This is a genomic window from uncultured Sulfitobacter sp. (assembly GCF_964021855.1).
Classification (GTDB): Bacteria; Pseudomonadota; Alphaproteobacteria; order Rhodobacterales; family Rhodobacteraceae; genus Sulfitobacter.
Map to the genome: position 1 here is coordinate 433854 of NZ_CAXHZD010000001.1, position 24093 is coordinate 457946.

22 protein-coding genes are annotated in these 24093 nt (G+C 55.6%); 13 read left to right on the forward strand and 9 right to left on the reverse strand.

Features of this window, described 5'->3' with window-relative positions; genetic code table 11:
• The first annotated feature begins 77 nt into the window (after window positions 1-77).
• From AADJ11_RS02035 to AADJ11_RS02045, 3 genes are all read left to right on the forward strand, one after another.
• Complete coding sequence (locus AADJ11_RS02035) at window positions 78-2207, forward strand: polysaccharide biosynthesis tyrosine autokinase (protein ID WP_341232892.1); 2130 nt, start codon at window positions 78-80, stop codon at window positions 2205-2207.
• A 115-nt stretch (window positions 2208-2322) separates the two neighbouring features.
• Window positions 2323-3330: a hypothetical protein gene (locus AADJ11_RS02040; RefSeq protein WP_341232893.1), complete on the forward strand. Its 1008-nt coding sequence runs from the start codon at window positions 2323-2325 to the stop codon at window positions 3328-3330.
• A 16-nt stretch (window positions 3331-3346) separates the two neighbouring features.
• Window positions 3347-4909 (forward strand): phosphate ABC transporter substrate-binding/OmpA family protein, encoded by a 1563-nt coding sequence (locus AADJ11_RS02045; protein ID WP_341232894.1) that lies wholly within the window; start codon window positions 3347-3349, stop codon window positions 4907-4909.
• Here AADJ11_RS02045 and AADJ11_RS02050 read toward each other — a convergent pair.
• The 4 genes from AADJ11_RS02050 to dnaK all read right to left on the reverse strand — a co-directional run bounded on the left by AADJ11_RS02050 (window position 4906) and on the right by dnaK (window position 9567).
• Window positions 4906-5505, reverse strand: a complete 600-nt coding sequence (locus tag AADJ11_RS02050) for a hemerythrin domain-containing protein (RefSeq protein ID WP_341232895.1) — start codon at window positions 5503-5505, stop codon at window positions 4906-4908. The genes AADJ11_RS02045 and AADJ11_RS02050 overlap by 4 nt on opposite strands.
• A gap of 54 nt (window positions 5506-5559) precedes the next feature.
• Window positions 5560-6321, reverse strand: coding sequence for a DNA repair protein RadC (gene radC, locus AADJ11_RS02055; RefSeq protein ID WP_341232896.1), 762 nt, complete (start codon window positions 6319-6321; stop codon window positions 5560-5562).
• A gap of 100 nt (window positions 6322-6421) precedes the next feature.
• A complete protein-coding gene (dnaJ, locus tag AADJ11_RS02060) occupies window positions 6422-7582 on the reverse strand; it encodes a molecular chaperone DnaJ (protein WP_341232897.1) in 1161 nt (386 codons plus the stop codon).
• Window positions 7583-7659: 77 nt separating this feature from the next.
• On the reverse strand, window positions 7660-9567 hold the full coding sequence (gene dnaK / locus AADJ11_RS02065) for a molecular chaperone DnaK (protein ID WP_341232898.1): 1908 nt from the start codon (window positions 9565-9567) through the stop codon (window positions 7660-7662).
• A 210-nt stretch (window positions 9568-9777) separates the two neighbouring features.
• Between dnaK and AADJ11_RS02070 the strand changes: the two genes are divergently transcribed.
• Window positions 9778-10380 (forward strand): alpha-ketoglutarate-dependent dioxygenase AlkB, encoded by a 603-nt coding sequence (locus AADJ11_RS02070; protein WP_341232899.1) that lies wholly within the window; start codon window positions 9778-9780, stop codon window positions 10378-10380.
• Window position 10381: 1 nt separating this feature from the next.
• Here the strand turns inward: AADJ11_RS02070 and AADJ11_RS02075 are convergent, their stop codons facing one another.
• A complete protein-coding gene (locus AADJ11_RS02075; RefSeq protein ID WP_341232900.1) occupies window positions 10382-11206 on the reverse strand; it encodes an ABC transporter permease in 825 nt (274 codons plus the stop codon).
• Window positions 11207-11319: 113 nt separating this feature from the next.
• Here AADJ11_RS02075 and cysQ point away from each other — a divergent pair, with 113 nt between their 5' ends.
• From cysQ to AADJ11_RS02120, 9 genes are all read left to right on the forward strand, one after another.
• Window positions 11320-12117 carry a 3'(2'),5'-bisphosphate nucleotidase CysQ gene (gene cysQ / locus AADJ11_RS02080; protein ID WP_341232901.1) on the forward strand — a complete coding sequence of 266 codons (798 nt, stop codon included), beginning with the start codon at window positions 11320-11322 and terminating at the stop codon, window positions 12115-12117.
• Window positions 12117-12917, forward strand: coding sequence for a manno-octulosonate cytidylyltransferase (locus AADJ11_RS02085; RefSeq protein ID WP_341232902.1), 801 nt, complete (start codon window positions 12117-12119; stop codon window positions 12915-12917). Before cysQ ends, AADJ11_RS02085 begins: the two co-directional genes overlap by 1 nt.
• Complete coding sequence (locus tag AADJ11_RS02090) at window positions 12914-14146, forward strand: glycosyltransferase (RefSeq protein WP_341232903.1); 1233 nt, start codon at window positions 12914-12916, stop codon at window positions 14144-14146. The genes AADJ11_RS02085 and AADJ11_RS02090 overlap by 4 nt, the downstream gene beginning before the upstream one ends.
• A gap of 110 nt (window positions 14147-14256) precedes the next feature.
• Window positions 14257-15150: a UTP--glucose-1-phosphate uridylyltransferase GalU gene (galU, locus tag AADJ11_RS02095; RefSeq protein WP_341232904.1), complete on the forward strand. Its 894-nt coding sequence runs from the start codon at window positions 14257-14259 to the stop codon at window positions 15148-15150.
• Window positions 15151-15171: 21 nt separating this feature from the next.
• Window positions 15172-16155 carry a UDP-glucose 4-epimerase GalE gene (galE, locus tag AADJ11_RS02100; protein ID WP_341232905.1) on the forward strand — a complete coding sequence of 328 codons (984 nt, stop codon included), beginning with the start codon at window positions 15172-15174 and terminating at the stop codon, window positions 16153-16155.
• A gap of 1 nt (window position 16156) precedes the next feature.
• Window positions 16157-17353: a glycosyltransferase family 1 protein gene (locus tag AADJ11_RS02105; RefSeq protein ID WP_341232906.1), complete on the forward strand. Its 1197-nt coding sequence runs from the start codon at window positions 16157-16159 to the stop codon at window positions 17351-17353.
• Between the two features lie 64 nt (window positions 17354-17417).
• Window positions 17418-18428, forward strand: a complete 1011-nt coding sequence (locus AADJ11_RS02110) for a glycosyltransferase family 2 protein (protein WP_341232907.1) — start codon at window positions 17418-17420, stop codon at window positions 18426-18428.
• Window positions 18425-20122, forward strand: a complete 1698-nt coding sequence (locus AADJ11_RS02115; RefSeq protein WP_341232908.1) for a beta-1,6-N-acetylglucosaminyltransferase — start codon at window positions 18425-18427, stop codon at window positions 20120-20122. Before AADJ11_RS02110 ends, AADJ11_RS02115 begins: the two co-directional genes overlap by 4 nt.
• 2 nt (window positions 20123-20124) lie before the next feature.
• On the forward strand, window positions 20125-21552 hold the full coding sequence (locus tag AADJ11_RS02120; RefSeq protein ID WP_341232909.1) for a nodulation protein NodH: 1428 nt from the start codon (window positions 20125-20127) through the stop codon (window positions 21550-21552).
• A gap of 7 nt (window positions 21553-21559) precedes the next feature.
• Here the strand turns inward: AADJ11_RS02120 and AADJ11_RS02125 are convergent, their stop codons facing one another.
• From AADJ11_RS02125 to lptA, 4 genes are all read right to left on the reverse strand, one after another.
• Entirely contained in the window at window positions 21560-22024 is a 465-nt protein-coding gene (locus AADJ11_RS02125; RefSeq protein WP_341232910.1) for a PTS sugar transporter subunit IIA, read from the reverse strand.
• Between the two features lie 43 nt (window positions 22025-22067).
• Window positions 22068-22634, reverse strand: coding sequence for a ribosome-associated translation inhibitor RaiA (raiA, locus tag AADJ11_RS02130; protein ID WP_341232911.1), 567 nt, complete (start codon window positions 22632-22634; stop codon window positions 22068-22070).
• 251 nt (window positions 22635-22885) lie between these two features.
• Window positions 22886-23644 carry an LPS export ABC transporter ATP-binding protein gene (gene lptB / locus AADJ11_RS02135; RefSeq protein ID WP_341232912.1) on the reverse strand — a complete coding sequence of 253 codons (759 nt, stop codon included), beginning with the start codon at window positions 23642-23644 and terminating at the stop codon, window positions 22886-22888.
• Window positions 23644-24087: a lipopolysaccharide transport periplasmic protein LptA gene (gene lptA / locus AADJ11_RS02140; RefSeq protein ID WP_341233648.1), complete on the reverse strand. Its 444-nt coding sequence runs from the start codon at window positions 24085-24087 to the stop codon at window positions 23644-23646. The genes lptB and lptA overlap by 1 nt, the downstream gene beginning before the upstream one ends.
• Window positions 24088-24093 lie beyond the last annotated feature (6 nt).

Sequence of the window (24093 nt, forward strand, 5' to 3'; positions counted from 1 at the left end):
GCTTTATTTGAAAGTGCTTTGGTAGCGGGACGGCCTCCAACACGTTGGCTGCCTCTTTTAAGAACGACAGGAACAAGATGAGCGATACTTTGCAAAAGAACCAAGGCAGTCTTGAAGCCGAAGAAGACACGATCGACCTTGCTGCTTTGATCGGGACCCTGTGGCGTGGCAAGTGGCTTATTGCATTTGTGACCATCTGCGTCATGGGTCTGGCCATATACTACGCTTATTTCAAAGCCGTTCCCATGTACCGTTCTACTGCGGTTGTTATTCTCGACACTAAACAGGACAATTTTGCAGGCTTGCCCTCAATCGCGGGTGGTTTGTCGGGAGATAATGCCGAGGTCAATACTGAGGTTGAAGTATTAAGGTCACGCGGCCTTGCCGAGAAGGTAGTCGAGCGACTGAATCTTATAGAGGATCCGGAATTTAACTCTGAACTCAGAGAACCTTCGCTCATCGGGCGCGGGATCAAGGCGGTCAAATCGGTTTTTGGTTCGGGTATGTCCGAGGAAATGGCCCAAAGTGAGACGCTACAAGAAAACAGAATTCGCGATAACGTCACAGAGCAATTGCTGCGCCAGGTATCCGTTGGCAATATTCGACAAAGCTTGGTTTTCAACATCTCTGCGGAAACCCAGTCGCCGGTCAAGTCTGCCAAGATCGCAGATACTTTCGCTGAAACCTATATTCGCAATCAGCTGGAAGTAAAATTCACAGCCACTGATCAAGCCACAGAGTGGTTGAGCAACCGTGTGTCCGAGTTGCAAATTGAACTCGAGACCGCTGAAAAGAAAGTGAAGAGCTTCACCGCGCAGACGCAGCTTGTGTCGATCGAAGGTCTAGAAGCACTTGAGCGCCAGATTAAGGATATGCGGGACCGGATCTCCAATGCCGAGATATCGAAGATAGAGCTTGAAACGACGCTGAGCGCTTTGAACAACGCGCAAACCACCGAGGAAAAGCTGGCTGCCGCAAAAGACGCCACACTGACCCGCATTGCACGCGATGGGCTCACGTCGGAAGCAAGCGAGAACGCTTTTAATGCACGATATCAAACAATCCTGGACCGTGTTCGGGTCGACACCGCAAGAGCTGAACAGCAATTAACCACGTTGCGTTTGTCGGAAGTTGAGTTGGGGAGACAGGTCGCGAGCCAAGGCGAAGACCTGATTGTGCTCCAACAGTTGACCCGCGAATCCGAGGCAACCCGCCTGTTGTACGAATATTTTCTAACGCGGCTGAAAGAGACCTCTGCCCAAGAGGGTATTCAGAAAGCAGACAGCCGTATTTTATCACATGCTGTTGTACCTGCTGTGCCAAGCGCACCCAAGAAAACGCAGATCGTCGCGCTTGCGATGATCCTTGGTGCGATGATTGGTGCGGGCATTGTACTGCTTCGTGAATACAGAATGAGCACATTCCGCACGGCAGATGAACTCGAGAGTCACACAGGCATTAATGTCTTGGGGCAGGTGCCGCTCATCCCGACCCGCGCGCGTCAAGATACCTTGCAGTATCTCTCAGACAAACCAACGTCAGCTGCGGCCGAGGCCATCCGAAATCTGCGGACCTCCTTGATGCTTTCGAATATGGATAAGAAACCGCAGGTCATCGTGTCGACCTCATCGATCCCGGGCGAGGGTAAGACCACTGTGTCGCTGTCCTTGGCGAAATTTCTGTCAGGCCTTGGAAAGTCGGTTCTGCTGATCGAGGGCGATATCAGGCGCCGCACGTTGAACGAATACTTCCCGACGCTGCCAACGACAGGAATCGCATCTGTTCTCAACCAAGATGTTGATTTTGCCGACGCGATTCATCGTCCAAAGGGCTTTGACGTAGACGTTCTGGCCGGCGAGAAAACCAATGTGAATGCGGCGGATATTTTTTCGTCTGATACATTCAAGGCATTTATCGCCGAGATGCGTAAGCGATATGATTTTATTATCATCGATACGCCGCCGATACTCGTTGTTCCTGACGCACGTATCATTTCGGAAAGTGCCGACGCGATCCTGTTCTCTGTGAAATGGGACAGCACAAGCAGGGCGCTTTTGGATGAATCCATGCGTATGTTCCAAAATTCGAACCAGCGTATTACTGGTTTCGTATTGAGCCAGATTGATGAAAAACGGATGAGAAAATACGGCTATGGTGACAAGGGCGGTGCCTATTCTCAGTACGGAAAAGGTTATTACGATATCTGATAGGGCAGGATAGGGCTGCCCAGAAAAAGCCATATTCATACCCCCACCCTGCCTTAGCTTAGACGCGGTTATGTACGACATTTAACTGGGAATCATTCCCAGTGAGGTCTTGGACATGTCACGTACGAAAGAAATCCTTACCGTTGCAGGCACATTGGGCTGTGCCCTAAGCATTGGTTTCATCATGCAAAACTCTGACGCGGCCGCAAAACGGTATGGTGCGGCGTTAGATGCAGAGGCGCGGGAGCGTCATCTTCAGTCTCTAGACGCTGAAACATCAATTCTTGAAGTTCAAGACATCGAGCTGACATCGGCAGCGTTCAGCCTTCAACCCGGTGAAATTGACAGCGCCAGCCCGGCCCCGGACAGAAATGTAACCTTGGCCACAACATCCGAGGGTGAGAGTTCTGCGCTTGAGCCAACACCGCAAGCCCCCCTTAATGCCTGCGAGATTACTGCCGAGGCGCGCCCGATGGCTGCTGCGATGGTAAATCTTACGCTTAAGGCGACGTGCCTCCCGAATGAGCGGGTTAATATTCATCATAAAGGTATGATTTTCACGCAAACCACGTCGGCGACTGGTGATCTGAATGTCACTGTTCCAGCGCTCAGCGAAACAGCGGTTTTTGTTCTCGCTTTCGGGAACGGGGAAGGTGCCGTGGCGCAGACCGAGGTTGAAGATCTGGTTGATTTTGATCGGGTGGTCTTGCAATGGAAAGATGTATCTGGTTTTCAGATGCACGCGTTTGAGTTCGGTGCCAGCTATGACGATGCCGGCCACATCTGGTCGGGCAACCCGCGCGATACGGCATCTGCAATCACGGGCGAGGGTGGCTTTGTCACACTGAACGGCGATACGGGCGCTGCGTCCCCCATGATGGCCGAGGTCTATACGTTTCCTGTGGCCCATGGCCGTGGCAACGGCAGTGTCGCGCTAAGCGTTGAGGCCGAGGTAACAACAGCCAATTGCGGTCAAGAAATCGAAGCACAGACGCTGGAATTGATGCCGGATGATGGTATCCGCACACGCGATCTGACACTGGCTGTCCCCGATTGTGATGCAGTGGGCAGCTTTCTGGTGTTGAATAATCTGTTCGAAGACCTGAAACTTGCCAGCAACTAAATAAAGCTGAGGTCACATGCTCACTTCTCTACGTGCGGCGGTTTTCGCCGCACTCTTCTTGTCTGGCTGGGCGATACAACTGGCGGCGCAAGATGTTGCGCTTACCTCACGTGATGGCAAGATCGAGCTGAGCGGTACCTTGCTCGGCTTTGACGGCGAGTTTTATCGGGTCGAGACGGAATATGGCGAACTGACCATCGATGGGTCAGGCGTTCAATGCGCGGGGCCAGGCTGCCCAAACCTTGAGAAATACGTGGCAGAGCTGCGGTTGTCCGGGTCGGCGACCATGGGGCAGGTGTTGATGCCCGCCTTGATCGATGCCTTTGCCAAGCGCAGCGGCTACCGTGCGCTGCGACAAGACGGTGAAGGCACCCATTTTAACTATCAGCTGAGAGACCAGAAAACCGATGATCTGGTCGGCCGCTTTAGTTTTCATGCCAGCAATTCTGACGAAGGGTTTGCGGATTTATTGGCGGATGAGGCCGATATCGTGATGTCGCTGCGCGAGATGCGCCCGCAAGAACGCCAGCGCGCCCGCGAGGCAGGGCTTGGTGACATGACGGGTCTGAACCGCAGCCGTGTGCTGGCCTTGGATGCGGTTGTGCCTGTCGTGTCGCCCTCTAACCCGATCACGTCAATTTCGCCGGCTATATTGGCGCAGGTGTTCGCGGGCGAAATTACAAATTGGGAAAAACTGGGCGGGCCGGATGCGCCGATTGATCTGCATCTGCCCAGCGACAGCAGCGGGTTGGCGCAGGCGATTACAGATCAGGTTTTGCGCCCTGCCGGATTGGAACTGACAACTGATATCACGCGACATGCCCTGCCCGAAGATCTGGCGAAGGCGGTGACGGGCGATACCTTTGCCTTGGGGATCACCAGCTATGCCGAGCGGCGCAACACCGATGTGCTGACGCTTACGGGAAGCTGCGGTTTTGCCTTGGACGTGTCCCGCAGGACGGTCAAAACCGAGGATTACCCCCTGACTGCGCCGATGTTTTTATACTTTCCGGCACGGCGCTTGCCGCAGTTGGCGCGGGATTTTCTATCTTTCACCCGCAGCCCCACGGCGCAGATCGTGATCCGTCGCGCCGGATTTGTGGACCAAACCCCCGAAGAAATCGCGATTGATGATCAGGGCAACCGTTTTGCCAATGCCATCAGCGTGGCGGGGCCGGAAACCTCGTTAGAGGAATTGCAGCGCATGACCGCGACATTAACCCCGATGGCGCGGCTTTCCACCACCTTCCGCTTTGAGGCGGGATCGGTGCGGCTGGACGCACAATCGCGGTCAAATGTGCAGCAACTGGCCCGTGCGCTTGAGCTGGGCCAATATGATGCGCGGCGTTTGCTGTTTGTCGGGTTCAGCGATGGCGAAGGGGCCGCGCGCGGAAACCGTGAAATCGCCCTGCGCCGGGCCGAGGCCGTGCGCCGCGCCGTCACGACTGCGGCGATTACGGTTAATCTGGAACGCGTTACACTGGATGTTGATGCCTTTGGCGAGGCGATGCCGATGGCCTGTGATGACAGTTCCTGGGGGCGTCAGGCAAACCGGCGGGTCGAGGTATGGGTGCGTTAGCGGAATTGCGGCGGATCGTATTTCAGCAAAACCGGTACAACCAATTCTTCCTCGTCCGTCAGATGACGGTTCAGCATCGGACGAAAGGCATCAAGCTGCCCCTTTAGCGCGGCTGTCGCATCGATAAACCCGTCGGTCGCGCCGTCATGTTGCAAGACAGCATTTGCGCTGTTTGCGAGGTCGGACAGGATGCCATCAAGGCTGTGATGGTCGGCATCCAGAATATCAAATCCCCGCTCGGCAGTTTTCTCAAGCTTTGCCATGATGGGGAAATATTGGGCATCTTCGATCTGGTGATGCCCGTGCAGCTCGTTAATCAGCATCCCGCCAAACCGGTGCAGCTTGCGCTTGTATTGGTCTGGCCCCTCAACCCGATCTAGGGCCGCTTTCGCATCGCTGTCCAACTGATCCAACAGGCGGCGGAACATCAGGTGACGGTCCAGCCAAAAGGCGATCAACTGCGAATAATTGGGATTCTGCACCCATCCGGCGCGGGGATATGCCTCGATCAGGCTGCGCAGTGCATCGGGCAGGCCGCTGCGTTGCGACAGGGACAAGTCATCGGGAATGGGCATATCAATCATGGTTAACGTCATATCCGGCGCAGCCTATGCCGTAAATTCCGCAATTCTGAACAGGTCAGCCGCGGTTTATAGGTAGCCTTCGGAACGAAAACTAAGCTCGGTTGATTTTCCGATGATCAAATGGTCATGCAAGGTCATCCCAAGGGCCGCGCAGGCGGCCAATACCTGCCCTGTCATGTCGATGTCAGCTTGCGACGGGGTTGGGTCGCCTGATGGATGATTATGCACCAAAATCAACGCACTGGCGTTCAGTTCAAGCGCGCGTTTTGCAACCTCGCGGGGGTATACGGGCACGTGGTCAACCGTTCCCTTGGCCTGTTCTTCGTCTGCTATGATCACATTCTTGCGGTCCAGATACAGCACGCGAAACTGTTCGGTTTCGCGGTGGGCCATCACGGTGTGGCAATAATCCAAAAGAGCATCCCAGCTGGACACCACATGTTGCTGCATGATTTTTGACCGGGCCATGCGGTGGGCGGCGGCCTCGATAATCTTGAGCTCTACGATCACGGCGTCCCCGACGCCTGCAATGTCACGCAAGCGGGCCTCTGGTGCGGTGACGACACGGTTAAAGTCGCCAAAACGATCCATCAGTGCATTGGCCAGTGGTTTGACGTCGCGGCGCGGAATGGCCCGGAACAAGACCAATTCCAGCAGTTCGTAATCGGGCAGGGGGTCGGCCCCACCTTGCATGAAGCGCGCCCGCAGCCGCTGACGGTGATTAGCGATGTAGGAAGGTTGCTTGGCCGGTGCGGGCGTTGTTTGCACGGCCTCGTCCCGCAGAAACGGGAACACGGGATCAGCAAAAGAGGAGGTATTTTTCCGCATACCAGCACCATTTCGCAATGGTGGTTAGGATTGCGTTAATTTGCGCGGATCGTGGCGCACGGGGCAGGTCAGGTGGGGCAGTAGTTGCCCCACCTTGGTGTTAGCCCTTCATCGTATCCCAAAAGGATTTCACCGAGGAAAAGAAGTTGCTGGATTCCGGGTTATTATTCTCGGATTCCTTTTCAAACTCTTGCAGCAATTCTTTTTGGCGGCTGGTCAGGTTCACGGGTGTTTCGACAGCCAGTTCGATAATCATATCGCCTGCGCCACCGCCGCGCAGGGGCGGCATGCCCTTGCTACGCAACCGCATTTGACGGCCTGATTGGCTGCCTGCCGGGATTTGCACACGCCCGCGACCACCATCGATGGTAGGCACCTCGATGCTGCCGCCCAATGCTGCCGTGCTCATCGAGACGGGAACGCGGCAAAACAGGTTTGGCCCGTCGCGTTCAAACAGCTCGTGATCCTGCACTTCGATAAAGATGTACAAATCACCCGACGGCCCGCCACGCATCCCAGCCTCGCCTTCGCCAGCAAGGCGGATGCGTGTACCGGTTTCGACACCGGCAGGGATGTTCACGGACAGCGCGCGGTCTTTTTCAACGCGCCCTGCACCCCGGCAAGATTTGCACGGGTTCTTGACGATCTGACCCATGCCTGAACAGGTTGGGCAGGTACGTTCAACGGTAAAGAAACCCTGCTGCGCCCGTACCTTACCCATACCTGAACAGGTGGGGCAGGTCGTGGGTTCAGCGCCACCTTCGGCACCCGACCCGTTACACGAATTACAGGCAACCGACGTCGGCACATTGATCGATTTTTGCATCCCCTTGAATGCTTCCTCGAGGGTGATGCCAAGGTTGTACCGCAGGTCAGCACCGCGCGCGGCACGACGTCCGCCGCCCCCGCCACCGCGTTGGCCCATAAAGTCGCCGAACAGGTCGTCAAACACGTCGGAAAAGGCAGACGAGAAATCGCCCTGACCACCGCCGCCGCCGAAACCACCGGGCCGTTGGCCACCGCCGCCCATGCCACCTTCGAATGCGGCGTGACCATAACGGTCATAGGCCGCTTTTTTCTCGGCGCTTTTCAGAACCTCATAGGCTTCGTTCGCTTCTTTGAACTGGGCCTCGGCCTTGGGGTTGTCGGCATTGCGATCGGGGTGCAATTCCTTGGCTTTGGTACGATAGCCTTTTTTGATCTCTTCGGCGGATGCCCCTTTGGCAACGCCTAGTATCTCGTAATAATCACGTTTGGCCATGTATTAGCTCCTACGCTGAAACGTGACGGGCCGGCCCAGCAATCGGACCGGCCCCATCAGTGGTTTCAATGGCACACTTACGTGCGCTTGTTGTCGTCCAGATCTTCGAAGTCGGCATCAACGATGTCGTCATCACCGTGGGGCGCATCTGCCGCCTCGGCCACGTCTTCGTTGCTGTCCTGAGCGTTCTTATAGATCGCTTCGCCCAGTTTCATCGCTGCTTCGGTGACGTTCTGAATGCCCGATTTGATCTTATCGACGTTGTCGGTTTCCAGTTCATCGTTCAGGGCCGCGATGGCCAGTTCGATGGCTTCGACGGTGGTTGGGTCAACCTTGTCAGAATGCTCTTCCAGCGACTTTTCGGTCGAGTGGATCAGCGATTCCGCTTGGTTTTTCGCTTCGATCAGCGCGCGACGCTCTTTATCTGCATCGGCGTTTTCTTCGGCGTCTTTCACCATCTGTTCGATATCCGCATCGGACAAACCACCAGAAGCCTGGATCGTGATCTTTTGCTCTTTGCCTGTGCCTTTATCCAGCGCGCCAACAGCAACGATACCGTTCGCGTCAATGTCAAAGGTCACTTCGATCTGTGGCATACCGCGTGGTGCTGGCGGGATGTTTTCCAGATTAAAGGCACCAAGGATCTTGTTGTCCGCAGCCATTTCGCGCTCGCCTTGGAACACGCGGATGGTCACAGCATTCTGGTTGTCTTCGGCAGTCGAGAAGACCTGAGATTTTTTCGTTGGGATCGTGGTGTTACGATCGATCAGACGGGTGAACACGCCGCCCAATGTTTCGATACCCAGCGACAGTGGTGTAACGTCAAGCAGAACAACGTCTTTCACGTCGCCTTGCAGAACACCGGCTTGAATGGCCGCACCCATGGCAACAACCTCGTCAGGGTTCACACCCTTGTGCGGCTCTTTGCCAAAGAATTTGGTCACTTCTTCGATGACGCGCGGCATGCGGGTCATACCACCAACCAGAACGACTTCGTCGATGTCGGATGCCGAGATGCCCGCGTCTTTCAACGCAGCGGCGCATGGCTTCATCGATGCTTTGATCAGGTCGCCAACCAACTGTTCCAGCTTGGAGCGGGTCAGTTTCATCACCATGTGCAACGGCGAGCCGTCTTTGCCCATCGAGATGAACGGTTGGTTGATCTCTGTCTGGCTTGCGCTGGACAGTTCGATCTTGGCTTTTTCTGCCGCTTCTTTCAGACGCTGAAGCGCCATCTTGTCTTTGGTCAGGTCAACGCCGTTGGATTTTTTGAATTCATCCGCAAGGTAGTTCACGATGCGCATGTCAAAATCTTCACCGCCCAGGAACGTGTCCCCGTTGGTGGATTTCACTTCGAACAGGCCGTCGTCGATTTCCAGGATGGTTACGTCGAATGTACCACCACCAAGGTCATAGACCGCGATTGTTTGCGTTTCTTTTTTGTCCAAACCATAGGCCAAAGCAGCCGCTGTCGGTTCGTTGATGATCCGCAGCACTTCAAGGCCGGCAATCTTACCTGCGTCCTTGGTGGCCTGACGCTGGGCGTCGTTGAAGTATGCAGGCACAGTGATAACCGCTTGGTTAACTTCTTCGCCCAGATACGATTCAGCTGTTTCTTTCATCTTACCAAGGATGAACGCCGAGATTTGCGAAGGGGAGTATTTCTCGCCTTTGGCTTCGACCCATGCGTCGCCGTTGCCGCCGTCGATGACTTTGAACGGCAGGTTCTTTTTGTCCTTGGCCAAATCCGGGTCATCATTGCGACGACCGATCAGGCGCTTAACGCCGAAAATTGTGTTTTCTGGGTTTGTGACCGCTTGCCGCTTGGCAGGCTGGCCGACCAGACGTTCATCGTCGGTAAAGGCGACGATGGATGGTGTTGTACGTGCACCTTCCGCGTTTTCAATTACGCGAGGCTGGCTGCCGTCCATAATGGCGATACAGCTGTTGGTGGTTCCTAGGTCGATACCAATTACTTTGGCCATGATTTGATCCCTCATTGAGTTAAGGCGATGACACGGGACTAGGGCCCATTGTGGCACCCACGCCCCGATCTTTGTACGCTAAAGGCCGGATGCCTTCAGCGGTTCGATGGGTATATAAGGAGCAGTTCTGGACCCTGCAACCGTTGCATGAGAAAGGAATAGGAGAATCTGTGTGGATTTTTCGGTATTCGGGCTAGGAGAGGCAAATAAATGACGGTTTTGCGTTTACGTGGCTTTGAAATCCACAAAGCGTTGCTTGATGCCGATGCGCAGCGGGCTGTGCTGGACGATGTCCGCACGGTTGTAAAAGCGGCCCCGTTCTTTCGTCCTGTCACGCCGGGCGGGCAAAAAATGTCGGTCCGTATGACGTCAGCCGGTAAATACGGCTGGATGACCGACGCCGATGGCTACCGCTATGCAGAGGCGCATCCAAACGGTCAGGTCTGGCCTGCGATCCCCGACCGGGTCATGGCCATCTGGGACCGTTTAACGGGTCTGGATCGCAAGCCTGAATGTTGTTTGATCAATTACTATGCGGCTGACGCCAAAATGGGCATGCACCAAGACCGCGACGAGGCCGATTTCAGATGGCCGGTCGTATCGGTTTCGCTGGGAGACGAGGCATTGTTTCGCATCGGCGGGCAAAAACGCGGCGGCAAGACCGACAGCGTCTGGCTGCAATCGGGGGATGTTGTGGTGATGGGCGGCGAGGCGCGGTTGAACCACCATGGCGTTGATCGCATCCGCGCAGGGTCATCCAAGCTGCTGCCCAAGGGTGGCCGCATCAATTTGACGCTGCGTGTGGTCGAATAACCTAGCGGCGCGCGTTCCAGCTGGCCGAGGCATGCTTGCGCGTATAAAATTCGCCCATTAGGCCAATCACCATCAAAACCACGCCGACCCAGACGGCATATTCCCAATTGCTGTAGCGCGGGTTGTAATTGATAAACGCAAAGCCGCGCGCCTGATCAATGATGTGAAACAGCGGGTTCCAGTCAAACATCGCCAGCATGAAGGTGGGCAATGTGTTGGCCAGAAACATCTTGCCTGACGCAATCATGTTCGCCCGCTGGTACAGCGACGTAAAGATGGTCGTGAATGAAGGGGCCCAGGGTTTGATCGCCAGCAAAACCATCCCCACGGCCACGCCGGTAAACCATGCCACCATCATCATACCAAACACGCCGGACCAGTCGTAGATATCCACCGGATTAAACGCGAGGTGATAGACCGACATGATCATCACCAGCGAAAGCATCTGGATATAAAGCGACCCTAACGCCGACGCCGCCAGCGCAATCATGGTTGTCATGGGCGCGTGTTGCATCATGGCGCTTGCCGGCCCTTCGGACCCGACCACGGCTGTCACCGTTTTCGTATGCATCATATACAGGAAAATGCCGCTCATGATGTAGATAACGAAATCGCCCCGGATGGCCGAACCGCGCATCCCAAGGACCGTAAACATCACATAAAACACGCCGACGAACATGACCGCCTGAAAGATATTGATACCAATCGCGGCAAAGGCGTTATTGTGCTGCTTGCGCACCTGCCGGACAACAGAATGGTACACCAGCTCTGCCATAGACAGGGCACTTGCCAATGGCCCTTTGGCCGCGCGTCGGTGTTGGAACATCTCAAAAGCCTCTATGCTTTAGGTGTTAGCACGGAATTCTTGCTGTTCCGTCAATCTGTAATCATAAGGGGTTTGCTTACAGTAATCAACGAAACTCAGGGGACCGCGTCATTATGGATTATCAAAAGCTGGTAACAGTTATGCGGCGTCTGTCGCTTGAGGCTGGCGACAAGATCATGGAGATCTATGGCGCTGATGATTTCGAGGTTAAGACCAAGTCTGACGAAAGCCCGGTCACCATTGCCGATGAGGCCGCAGACAAGATTATCTCGGACGGTTTGCGCGCCGCATTTCCGGATGTGATGCTGGTCACCGAAGAACAATCCGAAACCCATTCCGCGCGTGGTGATACGTTTTTGATCGTCGATCCGCTGGATGGCACCAAAGAGTTCATCAACCGTCGCGGTGATTTCACCGTGAACATCGCCCTTGTCGAAGGGGGCGTGCCGACCCGTGGCGTTGTTTACGCCCCTGCTCGCCGGCGCATGTTCTTTACGCTGGCAGATGGCAGCGCGGTCGAAGAAACCGGTGATTTCCCCAAAGATGAAATGGGTCCGGTCACGCCGATAACAGTCTCTACCGCGGATAATACGGCGCTGATGGTGGTTGCATCGAAATCCCACCGTGATCAGGCGACGGATGATTACATCGCCAAGTATAACGTGCAGGATATGAAAAGCGCGGGATCGTCTTTGAAATTCTGCCTAATCGCGACGGGCGAGGCTGATCTGTACCCCCGCGTGGGCCGCACGATGGAATGGGACACAGCAGCAGGTCACGCGGTGCTGAACGGTGCGGGCGGGGCAGTTGTCCGCTTTGATGATTTGACGCCGCTGAAATACGGCAAGGCCGATTTCGCCAACCCGTTCTTTATCGCCCACGCGCCGGGCGTTGAGCTAAAGGCCTCCTGATGTCTGTTCTTATTGTCATTCCCGCCCGCTATGCATCGACCCGCTATCCGGCCAAACCTTTGGCGATGCTCAAAGGGGCCAGCGGCACATCGCGCAGTCTGATCGAACGCAGTTGGCGCGCCGCCTGCGAGGTGCAAGGCGTCGATAAGGTGGTTGTCGCAACCGATGATGATCGGATCAAAACCGCCGCCGAAGCCTTTGGTGCCGAGGTCGTCATGACCTCGGTCGATTGTGCCAACGGAACCGAGCGCTGTGCCGAGGCACATGCGGTTTTGGGCGGTGGCTATGATATCGTTGTAAACCTTCAGGGCGATGCGCCCCTGACCCCGCATTGGTTCGTCGAAAGCCTTGTACAGGGTCTAATAAACGCCCCCAAAGCGGGCATTGCGACCCCAGTGCTGCGCTGCGATGGTGCTGCGTTGAACAGCTTGCTGGCCGACCGCAAAGCGGGCCGCGTAGGCGGCACAACATCGGTTTTTGCCGCCGATCATAGCGCGATGTATTTTTCGAAAGAGGTGGTGCCCTTCACCTCGAAAACCTATGGCGACGCTGATCCGACACCGGTTTTTCACCATGTTGGTGTCTATGCATATCGCCCCGATGCACTGGCGGCTTACCCGTCATGGCCCGTCGGCCCGCTGGAACAACTCGAAGGGCTTGAACAGCTTCGGTTTATGGAAAACAGCCATACGGTTTTGTGCGTTGAGGTTGAGGCAAAAGGCCGCCAGTTCTGGGAGCTGAATAACCCCGAAGACGTGCCCAAGATCGAGGCAATGATGGCGCAGATGGGTCTGGAATGACCGATCTGCCTGTCAGCGTTGTGATCGTCAGCCGTGGACGCCCACAATCGCTGGCACGCACGCTGACAGGCATTTCCCAACTACAATACTGGAACTTCGAGGTCGTCGTTGTCGCTGACCCCGCCGGTATCGCCTCGGCGGCTGCTTTACCCTTTTCTGATGCGTTAAAGCTGGTGCCGTTCGATGTGCCCAATATCTCGGCTGCGCGTAATCTGGGGATTGGCCATGCGGCTGGCGACATCATTGCATTTATCGACGATGATGCGGTGCCCGAACCGATGTGGCTGCGCCGTCTGGTGGCACAGGCCAGCCAAAGCGACGTTGCCGCGATGGGCGGCTATGTCCGGGGTCGCAACGGGATTTCCTTTCAATGGAAGGCGGCCAGCCTTGATCACCACGGGCTGTCCCACCCCCTGACATTGGACACGGATCAAGCGACGGTTTTGCGCCCAACGGAAACCAGCGCCATCAAGACCGAAGGCACTAATATGGCGTTTAGACGCGATGTGCTGGTTGATCTGGGCGGCTTCGATCCGGCCTTTCACTATTTTCTGGATGAAACCGATCTGAATATGCGGTTGGCAAAGGCAGGCCATGCCACGTCGATTGTCCCCCTCGCCGAGGTGCATCATGGATACGCCGAGAACCGAATGCGGTCGGCGGCGCGGGTGCCGACCGATCTGTATGACATCGGGGCAAGCTGGGCGGTCTTCCAACGTAAACATGTGGCTGAGGACGCAAGACCTGCCCAATGGCGCAGCCTGCGGGATGAACAACGCAAGAGGGTGCTTAGGTTTCTGCAATCTGGCCAGCTGGAACCACGCGACGTTAAGCACCTGATGAAGCAGCTGGATCTGGGATATGCTGAGGGACAGAACCGAAAAGAGGCACCAACTACGCTGCCGAAACATGGGATTGACCCGTTCCGGCGGTTTCCCGCTGTACCCAGACCGGCCAAGATGATCGTAAGCAGGCCGCTTACCGCTGCCGCCGATCGCAATCGGGCGTTGAACGAACTGGCTGCGGGCCACATCGTGACGTTGCTGATAATTTCACCAACTGCGGTATTTCACCAACTTTCCTTTTCCGATGACGGATTGTGGGTGCAAAGGGGTGGGCTGTTCGGTAAGGTCGAGCGCACTGATAAGTTGATTAGTCTTTCGTCCAGAGCCAAGAAGGCAAAGCGCGAAAAGCGCCGTGTTGCCGTGCAAAGAGGGTTTAGTCATTAGACGAAACGAAGATCCGGACTATATTAACGCCAAGCTATTCAAACAAAACGGATATAGTGCTTTGCTGTTTTGCAGGGCAAAACCGATAACGCACAAAAAAGGCTGCTGCTATGCGTAAGAAGGTAACAAAAGCAATTTTCCCTGTGGCTGGGCTGGGCACGCGGTTTTTACCGGCGACCAAATCGGTGCCAAAGGAAATCATGACCTTGGTCGACCGCCCCTTGGTTCAATACGCGATTGATGAGGCCCGCGCGGCAGGCATCAAGGAATTCATCTTTGTCACCTCGCGGGGCAAGGGCGCTTTGGAAGATTACTTTGACCACTCTCCCGTGCTGGAGCAGGAGCTACGCTCAAAGGGTAAGACCGAGCTGTTGGAGGTTTTGAAGAACACCAACATGGACAGCGGTGCGATTGCCTATATCCGCCAGCACAAGGCGCTTGGGCTTGGCCACGCGGTTTGGTGCGCACGCCGTTTGATTGGCGACGAACCTTTTGCTGTGATGCTGCCTGACGATGTGATTGCGGCCGATAAACCCTGCCTGCAACAAATGGTCGAGGCGTATAATGAAACCGGCGGTAACATGGTCGCCGCGATGGAGGTCGCCCCTGACCGCGTGTCGTCCTATGGTGTGCTGGACGTGGCGGATGATCAGGGCGAACTGGTCAAAATCCGCGGCATGGTAGAAAAACCCAAACCCGAAGACGCGCCATCGAACCTCGCCGTAATCGGGCGCTACATCCTGTCGCCCAACGTGCTGCGCAATCTTAATCAGCTTAAATCGGGTTCGGGCGGTGAAATCCAACTGACCGACGCGATTGCGGCCGAGCTGACACAGGGCAACGATGTCTATGGCTACCGGTTCAAAGGGCAACGCTTTGACTGCGGGTCCAAATCCGGTTTCTTGCAGGCAACGGTATCCTTTGGTCTGGCCCGTGCTGATCTGCGCGATGATCTGCATGGATATTTGCAAGATATCATGAGCGTCGATAAAACGGCTCAGTAAGGGTCTAGCAAAGGCAAACTGATGGCAAATGTATTGGTGACAGGCGGCGCGGGCTATATCGGCTCACACGCTTGCAAGGCGCTTGCCGCTGCCGGGTTCACGCCGGTGACCTTTGATAACTTTGTCACCGGTTGGCGCGACGCGGTCAAATTCGGCCCGATGGTCGAGGGTGACCTGCTGAATCGCGCTGAAATTGACGCAGCTTTTGCCGAATACAAACCTGTGGCCGTGATGCATTTTGCAGCGCTTAGCCAGGTGGGTGATAGCATGGTGCAACCGGGGCTTTATTGGCGCAACAACGTTCAAGGGTCGCTGAACCTGATCGAAGCGGCCGTCGCGGCCAATTGCAAAAACTTCGTATTTTCATCTACTTGTGCCACCTATGGCGATCACGACAATGTTGTGCTGGATGAGAATACCGTGCAGCTGCCCATCAACGCATATGGCGCATCGAAACGCGCGATCGAAGACATCCTGCGCGATTTCGAGGTGGCGCATGGCCTGAAAAACGTGATCTTTCGGTACTTTAACGTGGCGGGTGCTGATCCTGACGGCGAGGTCGGTGAATTCCACCAGCCCGAGACCCATCTTGTGCCACTGATGCTGGATGCCATTGATGGCAAGCGGGACGCGTTAACCATCTTTGGCACCGATTATGATACACCTGATGGCACCTGCATTCGCGACTATGTGCATGTTTGCGATCTGATTGATGCGCATGTTTTGGGGCTGAATTGGTTGCTGGATGGCAAACCCAGCCGCGTTTTTAACCTTGGCACGGGGACGGGTTTTTCGGTGCGCGAGGTGATTGATCGCAGTCGCGAGGTCACCAATCGTGCGGTACCGATCAAAGAAGGCGCGCGGCGCCCCGGCGATTGCACCAAGCTGGTTTCAGGATCAACCCGCGCGGCAGCGGAACTGGGATGGGCACCAAAGCGGTCGACCATGTCGCAAATGATTTCTGACGCATGGAGATGGCATCAAACTGGCCACTACAATTCATAATATGCCCGCCGCACGCTTGCTGGATGTCACGCGGACCCTGCGCCGCGCCAGACGTATGGCGACGGGTGTGGATCGGGTCGAACAGGCGTATCTGGCGCAGTTTCTGTCCGATGATACCCCGTGCTTTGGCCTTGCGCGCACGCCGCTTGGCTATCTGTTGCTGGACCGCGCGGGCTTGCAGGGCATTCAGGACCGCATTGGCGGGCGTGTCGATTGGGGTGCGCCTGACGGGCTGTCGCGGCTCCGGCGCGGCAGGGCGATGGAGGTAAGGCGCGCCGAGGCGGATTTCAGGCGGCTTGCCATCGCGCGTACTGCTGTTTGGCGACTGCCACGGTTGATCAAAAACCTGCCCGACCCCTGCCAGTATTTCAATGTGGGTCACAGCAATCTTTCGCGGCGCGTGTTATCGACGCTTAGCAAACATGGGCTCGATATTAACGTTCTTATTCATGATGTTATCCCGCTTGAATACCCGCAGTATCAGCGCCCCGGTTCCGTTGAACCGTTCAGAGACAAATTGAAAAACGTACAAAAATGGGCTGATCGTGTCATTTATAATTCGGCAGATACCAAGGCCAAAGCCGAGGCGCAGATGACGACGCGGGGCGAAACGCCCGCCGGTATTGTCGCGCATCTGGGAACAGTTTTGCCGAAACCTGACCCGTCTGAACTGCCGCATGGCCAGCCCCCGGCAGAACCCTATTTCGTCACTGTCGGCACCATTGAGCCGCGCAAAAACCATAAGTTTCTGCTGGATATATGGGATGAAATGGGCCCTGACGCACCGCTTTTGCTGATCTGTGGCGCGCGCGGCTGGAACAATGACGCAGTGTTTGCGCGACTTGACGCGTTGGGCCCCGACAGCCGGGTGCGTGAAGTTTCAAACCTGTCTGACCCGGCCCTTGCGGCGCTGGTGCAATCGGCCTCTGGCAGTCTTTTCCCCAGCTTGGCTGAAGGCTTTGGCCTACCGCCGCTTGAGGCGCTGATGCTGAAAACACCGGTTTTATGTAACGATCTGGACGTTTTGCACGAGTTTTTGGGTGACATCCCTGTTTACGCAAGCGTTTCCGATCACTATCAGTGGACAAGGATCATAAAAAACTGGGCGAACACAGCTGAAATGCAAGAAACCCCGAGGGGGCTCCAAGGGCCGACGTGGAAAAAACATTTCAACATAGTGTTAAGTCCGAGAGCATAGGCTGTCCGCGCGTGGGCAACTTTGGTAAGGGCGGCAAGCACACCCCGAGAATGAAGGGCAGTTTTTGGGTATAATTCAGTCATATCGGCTTCGGCTGCAGCGCAAGAGATGGCGCATTCGCGCGTTTCGTAAACGCCGCGAGCTAAAGCAGATCGTGAACCGTACCAACCAGATCAAGCCTGATGATATCTTGCTGTTTTGCACCCAGCGAAACGAGCAAATCCGCCTGCCGTATTTTCTGGATTACTACCGCAAAATGGGTGTCGGCCATTTCTTTATCGTGGACAATGACAGCGACGATGGATCGGCTGAATATCTGGCACAGCAACCCGATGTATCGGTATGGGGCGCGCGGGCCAGCTATAAACGTGCACGGTTTGGGGCTGACTGGCTGAACTGGTTGCAGATGAAATATGCACATGGGCATTGGACGCTGACGGTCGATCCGGATGAATTTCTGATCTATCCGTTTTGCGACACACGCCCCTTGCGCGCGCTGACCGATTGGCTGGATGCGTCGTCGATCAAATCCTTTTCTGCGATGCTGCTTGATATGTATCCAAAAGGGCGTCTGGACGAACAGCCCTATCAATCCGGCCAGAACCCGATGGAAATTGCATCGTGGTTCGACAGCGGAAACTATTCAATGTTCCGCAATTTTAGTTTTGGAAATCTGTGGATTCAGGGCGGGCCGCGTGCGCGTGTGTTCTTTAAGGACGATCCTGAAAAGGCACCTGCCTTGAACAAGGTGCCGTTGGTCAAATGGGACCGGCGCTATGTCTATGTCAGTTCGACCCATATGCTGCTGCCGCGTGGCTTGAACCAGGTCTATGATGAATGGGGCGGGGAAAAAGCATCGGGCGTGCTGCTACATGCGAAATTCCTTGATACCTTCAGCGCCAAGGCGCTTGAGGAGCTTGAGCGCGGCCAGCATTACGCGGGGTCGGTCGAATACAAGGCCTATGCCGATAATCTGCAAACGGATCCCCAGCTTTGGTGCAAATGGTCCGAACGCTATATCAACTGGCGCCAGCTGGAGATTTTGGGCCTCATGTCCAAGGGGAACTGGGCATGACGGTCGGTGTCGTCATGTTGGTGCACACGGCCCTTGGCCGTGCGGAGCAAGTCGCCCGCCATTGGTCGGCCGCCGGCTGCCCCGTTGTGATCCATGTCGACAAAAGCGTACCGCGCAAGGTTTACGATAACTTTGTAAGCAGCCTGTTGGATGTGCCGGATTTGGCGTTTTGCAAACGCTTCCGCTGCGAATGGGGGACGTGGGGCATCGTCCAGGCATCGCAAGCCGGATCAGAGATGATGCTGGCGCAGTTCGAAGATGTGCGCCACGTGTACCTTGCATCAGGCTCTTGCCTGCCGCTGCGCCCGGTCAAGGAATTGATTAACTATCTTGCCGCGCGGCCAAGAACCGACTTTATCGAAAGCGCCACAACCGCAGACGTTCCATGGACCGTCGGTGGTTTGGACGAAGAACGATTTACCATGCATTTCCCATTCTCATGGAAACGGCAGCGGTTCTTGTTTGATAAATCCGTCGCCATCCAGCGTGGCCTGAACCTGAAACGAAAGATGCCTAACGGGGTTGTCCCGCATATGGGGTCGCAATGGTGGTGCCTGACCCGTCAGACGCTGTCGGCCATTCTGCAAGACCCCGATCGCAAGGCATATGATACCTATTTCCGACGTGTCTGGATCCCCGACGAAAGCTATTTCCAGACCCTATCGCGGCTGTATTCGACCAAAGTTGAAAGCCGATCACTGACCCTGTCCAAGTTCGACTTTCAGGGAAAGCCGCATATTTTCTATGATGATCACCTGCAGCTTTTGCGCCGCTCGGATTGCTTTGTCGCGCGCAAGGTCTGGCCCTATGCAGATCGCCTGTACAACGCGTTCTTGACGGATGAAGATAACGCGCTGAGCAAGACCGAACCGAACCCCGGCAAGATCGACCGGATTTTTGCCAAAGCGGTTGAACGCCGGACCCGCGGGCGTTCGGGCCTGTATATGCAAAGCCGCTTTCCCAACGAAGACTGGGAAAATGGCGTGACCGCCGCGCCCTATTCCGTGTTTCAGGGGTTTTCTGAGCTGTTCGAGAATTTCGAGCCATGGCTGGCGAAATCCACGGGGTCGCGGGTGCATGGCCATCTGTTCGCGCCGGATCGGGTTCACTATGCCGACAACCAAACCGCGATCAACGGCGCGCTTAGCGACAGTGCGACGGTACGCGATTATAATGCCAAGGCATTTCTGACCAACCTGATCTGGAACACACGTGGCGAACGGCAGTGTTTTCAGTTTGGGCCCGGCGACAATCAGGATGTCTGCTGGCGGATCGCAAAAGACCCCAATGCGCAGGTTTCTGTGATCACCGGTGCGTGGTCTGTGCCCCTGTTCCGGTCAAACAAGGATTTTTCGGTCATCCGTCGCACCGCCGCCGCGTTGCAAAAGATTGAAAACGAACACATGAATATCCTCCGCTCGCCCTATACCAAGGCACGGGTGCGGATCTGGAACATGGCTGAATTTATCGAAGCCCCGATGGAGCCGCTTCAGGGGATATTGGACGAGATTGGCCATGCAAAGCTGAAACGCATCTCAGAAGTGCCTAAAATGGTTGATCTTTCCGGGTTCGGGCAGTTCTTGCAGAACCTCAAAAACCAAGGGATGCACCCGCATCTTATGGGGGATTTCCCGGTTGAACGGGGTGTTGCCGCTACTCAACCGTCGCCGCGCAAGCCCTATCTGGTGAAATAACCATGGCACCCAAATTCGAAAGCTTTGTCGTCTTTGCCGAAATGCGGACCGGGTCGAATTTTTTGGAGGCAAACCTGAACGCGTTCGAGGGTATCAGTTGCCATGGAGAGGCGTTTAACCCGCATTTTATCGGTTATCCGAACGCCACTGATATTTTAGGCGTCGATCAGGAAACACGTGACACCGACCCCACTGTGTTGCTGTCTGCCATTCGCAATACATCAACAGGCTTGGGCGGCTTTCGCTATTTTCACGACCATGACCCCCGTGTGCTGGACACCCTGCTAAACGACGACAGCTGCGCCAAGGTTATTCTGACGCGTAATCCCGTCGACAGCTATGTCAGCTGGAAAATCGCCCGGGCCACCGGCCAGTGGAAACTGACCGATATGAAGGCGCATAAAGCGGGCCAAGCCGTATTTGACGAGGCAGAATTTTCCGCCCACCTAGAGGCATTGCAGGCGTTTCAATTGCTGTTGCTGAACCGTCTTCAGACCTTGGGGCAAACGGCGTTCTATATCGCCTATGAAGACCTGCAAAATGTCGATGTGATGAACGGGCTGGCACGGTTTTTGGGTGTGGACGAGGTGTTGGAAGGCTTGGACAAAAGCCTGAAAAAACAAAACCCTGATCATATCTCGACCAAAGTCAACAACTACGATGACATGCTGGCCGCGCTTGGGCGGCTTGACCGTTTCGATCTGACCCGCACCCCGAATTTTGAACCGCGCCGGGGGCCGGTGGTGCCGTCCTATGTCGCGGCAGCTGATGCACCTTTGCTGTATCTGCCCCTGCGCAGCGGGCCCGAGCCACAGGTGTTGGATTGGTTGGCTGCGGTCGATGGCGTTGGCCGCGACGATTTGCGCAGCAAGATGAACCAAAAGGACCTGCGCCAATGGAAACGGCGCAATGTGGGGCATCGCAGCTTTACCGTGCTGCGCCATCCGGTGGACCGTGCCCATGACGCGTTTTGCCGCCACATCGTCACGACGGGCAAGGGCAGCTATACCCAGCTGCGCGCCAACCTGATCCGCCGCTATAAACTGCCCTTGCCCGAGGGGGAGCCGGATGCGAGCTATGACGTCGATGCGCATCGTTCGGCGTTCAAGGCGTTCTTGGTTTTCCTCAAGGGGAACCTGAACGGGCAGACCGCCATTCGTGTCGATCAGGCGTGGTGTAGCCAAGCGCAGGCGTTGCAGGGCTTTGGCGAATTTGCCCTGCCTGACCGCATTATTCGCGAGGCGGATCTTGCGCATGAACTGGCTGAGCTGGCCGAGGACGTGGGTCTATCGACGTCACCAGCGATCACGCTACGCCCGGCAACCACCCCGTTTGCGCTGTCAGACATCTATGATGCCGAGATCGAGAAGCTCGCCTCGGACGCATATCAGCGTGATTATATGATGTTCGGGTTCGACAGCTGGCAATAACGCGGGGCTAGGCCGCTTGCGTGGCCTGCGATTCGGTCAGGATGGTGTACAGCGTCGCAGGCTCAGGGTTGGCCCGCAGCTTGGAACAGACAGACGGGTCGCGCAGGGTCCGCGATACCAGCGCCAACGCCTTGAGATGTTCAACACCGGCATTTTCCGGCGCGAACAATGCAAAGGCGATATCGACCGGCTGGCGGTCGACTGCATTGAAATCGATCGGTTTGTCCAACAGCACAAATGCACCCAGAACAGAATCCAACCCTTCCAGCCGCGCATGCGGCAGCGCAACCCCATGACCGACACCTGTCGGACCAAGGGATTCGCGCGTTTGAAGCGCCTCGATTACGGCACCGGAATCCATACCATAGGCATGAAACGCCAGCTCACCAATATCATGGAGCAGGCGCTTCTTGCTTGATGCAGACGTCAGGACTTTTACAGCCCCCGGCTTTAGGAGTGTCGCAAAATTCATTCTGCTCGCTCAGTTCTGGGCCGCCTTCGTGCGATCCGTTGTGTTAGGACGGGTCGATCCAGCCGATGTTTCCGTCATCACGACGGTAAACAACGTTTATGCCTTCTTTACCCTCTTTGCGAAACACGACGACAGGTGATCCTGAAATCTCCATCTGCATCACGGCTTCTCCGACAGACAAGTTTGCGATTTTTGTCTGCATTTCGGCAATGATCATCGGTTGGAGGGACTCGGGTTCCTGCGCATCTGAATCGCTTTCTGAGGCGAGGATATACGAGGAAGCGCCGAAAAGTTCAACAGGGTCCGACCGCTCTCTGTGGTGATCTTTCAACCGACGCTTGTAGCGACGAAGTTGCTTCTCCATTTTGGCTGCGCACGAATCAAAAGATCCATAAATATCAGTAGCATGAGCTTTGGCCGAAGCGGTCAGCCCAGTCGAGAGATGCACCGTTGCTTCGCACACGAATTCATGTCCGGACTTGGAAAAGACGACATTCGCATCCGTTGGACGCTCTGCGTATTTTTTCACCGCTTCGCCCAGTTCCGTTTTCACATGAGTCTGCAGGGCTTCGCCGATGTCGATCTGTTTGCCACTGATTTGGTACCGCATATACTCTCCTTATTCATATCGTTCTGAACTGCGTCACAAACCGCGAAATTCGCGGCGTGGGGCGGGGTCAGATGCGGGTGAATGACGATCTGTCCAGATTGAATGCCATCGGCCCTTTGTTGAAAGGGTCAGATAGGACAAACATGGAACGCAGTGTCGCCATATCCCTATTGAGCGCCCGAATGACACTGATTGTCAAATGAATCTGGTAGGTAATTGTGCGAAAATCAGCTGAGCAATTTCATCAAAAATTAAGAAATGCGGAAATTGTCACCCAGATAGACGCGCCGCACGTTTTCGTTCTGAACAACTTCGGACGGAGTGCCTGACATCAGAACCTTGCCTTCGTGCAGGATATAAGCGCGGTCCACGATCTCGAGGGTTTCGCGCACATTGTGATCGGTGATCAGCACGCCAATGCCGCGTTTCTTCAGATCAGCGACCAGATGGCGGATGTCATCAACGGAAATCGGATCGACACCGGCAAAGGGTTCATCAAGCAAAAGGTATTTAGGATCGGCGGCCAGACAGCGCGCGATTTCAACGCGGCGACGTTCACCACCCGACAGCGCCAGCGCGGGGGCGCGGCGCAGGTGTTCGATGGAAAATTCGGACAGCAATGCCTCAAGCCGTTCACGGCGCTTGCGCACGTCGGGCACTGAAATGTCCAAGATGGCCGAAATATTGTCCTGCACGCTTAACCCGCGAAAAATGCTCATCTCTTGGGGCAGGTAGCCGATGCCCAGTTGCGCACGGCGGTACATGGGCAGCGTAGTGACATCCTTGCCATCGATGGTGACGGTGCCACCTTCGGGCATGACCAACCCGGCCACCGCATAAAATGTCGTCGTTTTGCCCGATCCGTTGGGGCCAAGCAGCGCCACGACCTCGCCCCGGTCCAGATGCATCGAAAAATCGCGGATCACGGTTTTCTTGCGATAGGACTTGCGCAGATGTTCGATCCGCAGCCCGCCGCCGCCTTGTTCTATCGTCAATGGGGGCGTTGGCATCAGTTGTCGTTACCTGTTTGCAGGACCGTTTTAACGCGCCCCGTCATTTGCGCCGTGCCGTCAGACAGATTTACGCTCATCTTTTCAGAGCTTAGCGCATTACGCCCTTGAACCAGTAAAACATTGCCGGACATCACGATGGTTCCGCTGTCGATATTATAATCCGCACGCTCCGATTCGGCAGCATCTGCACCAGATACCAGCGTAACGCCGCCTGTCGCCTCAAGCCGTGCGATACCTTCGGATTCAGCGCGATAAACGACGAGAACACGCGCCGCCGTCAGCCGCATTTCACCCTGACCGATCAATACATTTCCTGTGAAAATCGCTGTGTCTGTGGTCTGATCGACCGACAGGTTATCGGCCGTAATCTCGACCGGCAGGCTGGTGTCCTGGCGGATCGATCCAAAGGCGACATTGGCCCCTTGAGCCGCCACAGACATGGCGGT

Coding starts and splice junctions, on each gene's coding strand:
- AADJ11_RS02035 (WP_341232892.1), top strand. CDS start 78: ATGAGCGATACTTTGCAAAAGAACCAAGGCAGTCTTGAAGCCGAAGAA.
- AADJ11_RS02040 (WP_341232893.1), top strand. CDS start 2,323: ATGTCACGTACGAAAGAAATCCTTACCGTTGCAGGCACATTGGGCTGT.
- AADJ11_RS02045 (WP_341232894.1), top strand. CDS start 3,347: ATGCTCACTTCTCTACGTGCGGCGGTTTTCGCCGCACTCTTCTTGTCT.
- AADJ11_RS02050 (WP_341232895.1), bottom strand. CDS start 5,505: ATGACGTTAACCATGATTGATATGCCCATTCCCGATGACTTGTCCCTG.
- radC (WP_341232896.1), bottom strand. CDS start 6,321: ATGCGGAAAAATACCTCCTCTTTTGCTGATCCCGTGTTCCCGTTTCTG.
- dnaJ (WP_341232897.1), bottom strand. CDS start 7,582: ATGGCCAAACGTGATTATTACGAGATACTAGGCGTTGCCAAAGGGGCA.
- dnaK (WP_341232898.1), bottom strand. CDS start 9,567: ATGGCCAAAGTAATTGGTATCGACCTAGGAACCACCAACAGCTGTATC.
- AADJ11_RS02070 (WP_341232899.1), top strand. CDS start 9,778: ATGACGGTTTTGCGTTTACGTGGCTTTGAAATCCACAAAGCGTTGCTT.
- AADJ11_RS02075 (WP_341232900.1), bottom strand. CDS start 11,206: ATGTTCCAACACCGACGCGCGGCCAAAGGGCCATTGGCAAGTGCCCTG.
- cysQ (WP_341232901.1), top strand. CDS start 11,320: ATGGATTATCAAAAGCTGGTAACAGTTATGCGGCGTCTGTCGCTTGAG.
- AADJ11_RS02085 (WP_341232902.1), top strand. CDS start 12,117: ATGTCTGTTCTTATTGTCATTCCCGCCCGCTATGCATCGACCCGCTAT.
- AADJ11_RS02090 (WP_341232903.1), top strand. CDS start 12,914: ATGACCGATCTGCCTGTCAGCGTTGTGATCGTCAGCCGTGGACGCCCA.
- galU (WP_341232904.1), top strand. CDS start 14,257: ATGCGTAAGAAGGTAACAAAAGCAATTTTCCCTGTGGCTGGGCTGGGC.
- galE (WP_341232905.1), top strand. CDS start 15,172: ATGGCAAATGTATTGGTGACAGGCGGCGCGGGCTATATCGGCTCACAC.
- AADJ11_RS02105 (WP_341232906.1), top strand. CDS start 16,157: ATGCCCGCCGCACGCTTGCTGGATGTCACGCGGACCCTGCGCCGCGCC.
- AADJ11_RS02115 (WP_341232908.1), top strand. CDS start 18,425: ATGACGGTCGGTGTCGTCATGTTGGTGCACACGGCCCTTGGCCGTGCG.
- AADJ11_RS02120 (WP_341232909.1), top strand. CDS start 20,125: ATGGCACCCAAATTCGAAAGCTTTGTCGTCTTTGCCGAAATGCGGACC.
- AADJ11_RS02125 (WP_341232910.1), bottom strand. CDS start 22,024: ATGAATTTTGCGACACTCCTAAAGCCGGGGGCTGTAAAAGTCCTGACG.
- raiA (WP_341232911.1), bottom strand. CDS start 22,634: ATGCGGTACCAAATCAGTGGCAAACAGATCGACATCGGCGAAGCCCTG.
- lptB (WP_341232912.1), bottom strand. CDS start 23,644: ATGCCAACGCCCCCATTGACGATAGAACAAGGCGGCGGCGGGCTGCGG.
- lptA (WP_341233648.1), bottom strand. CDS start 24,087: ATGTCTGTGGCGGCTCAAGGGGCCAATGTCGCCTTTGGATCGATCCGC.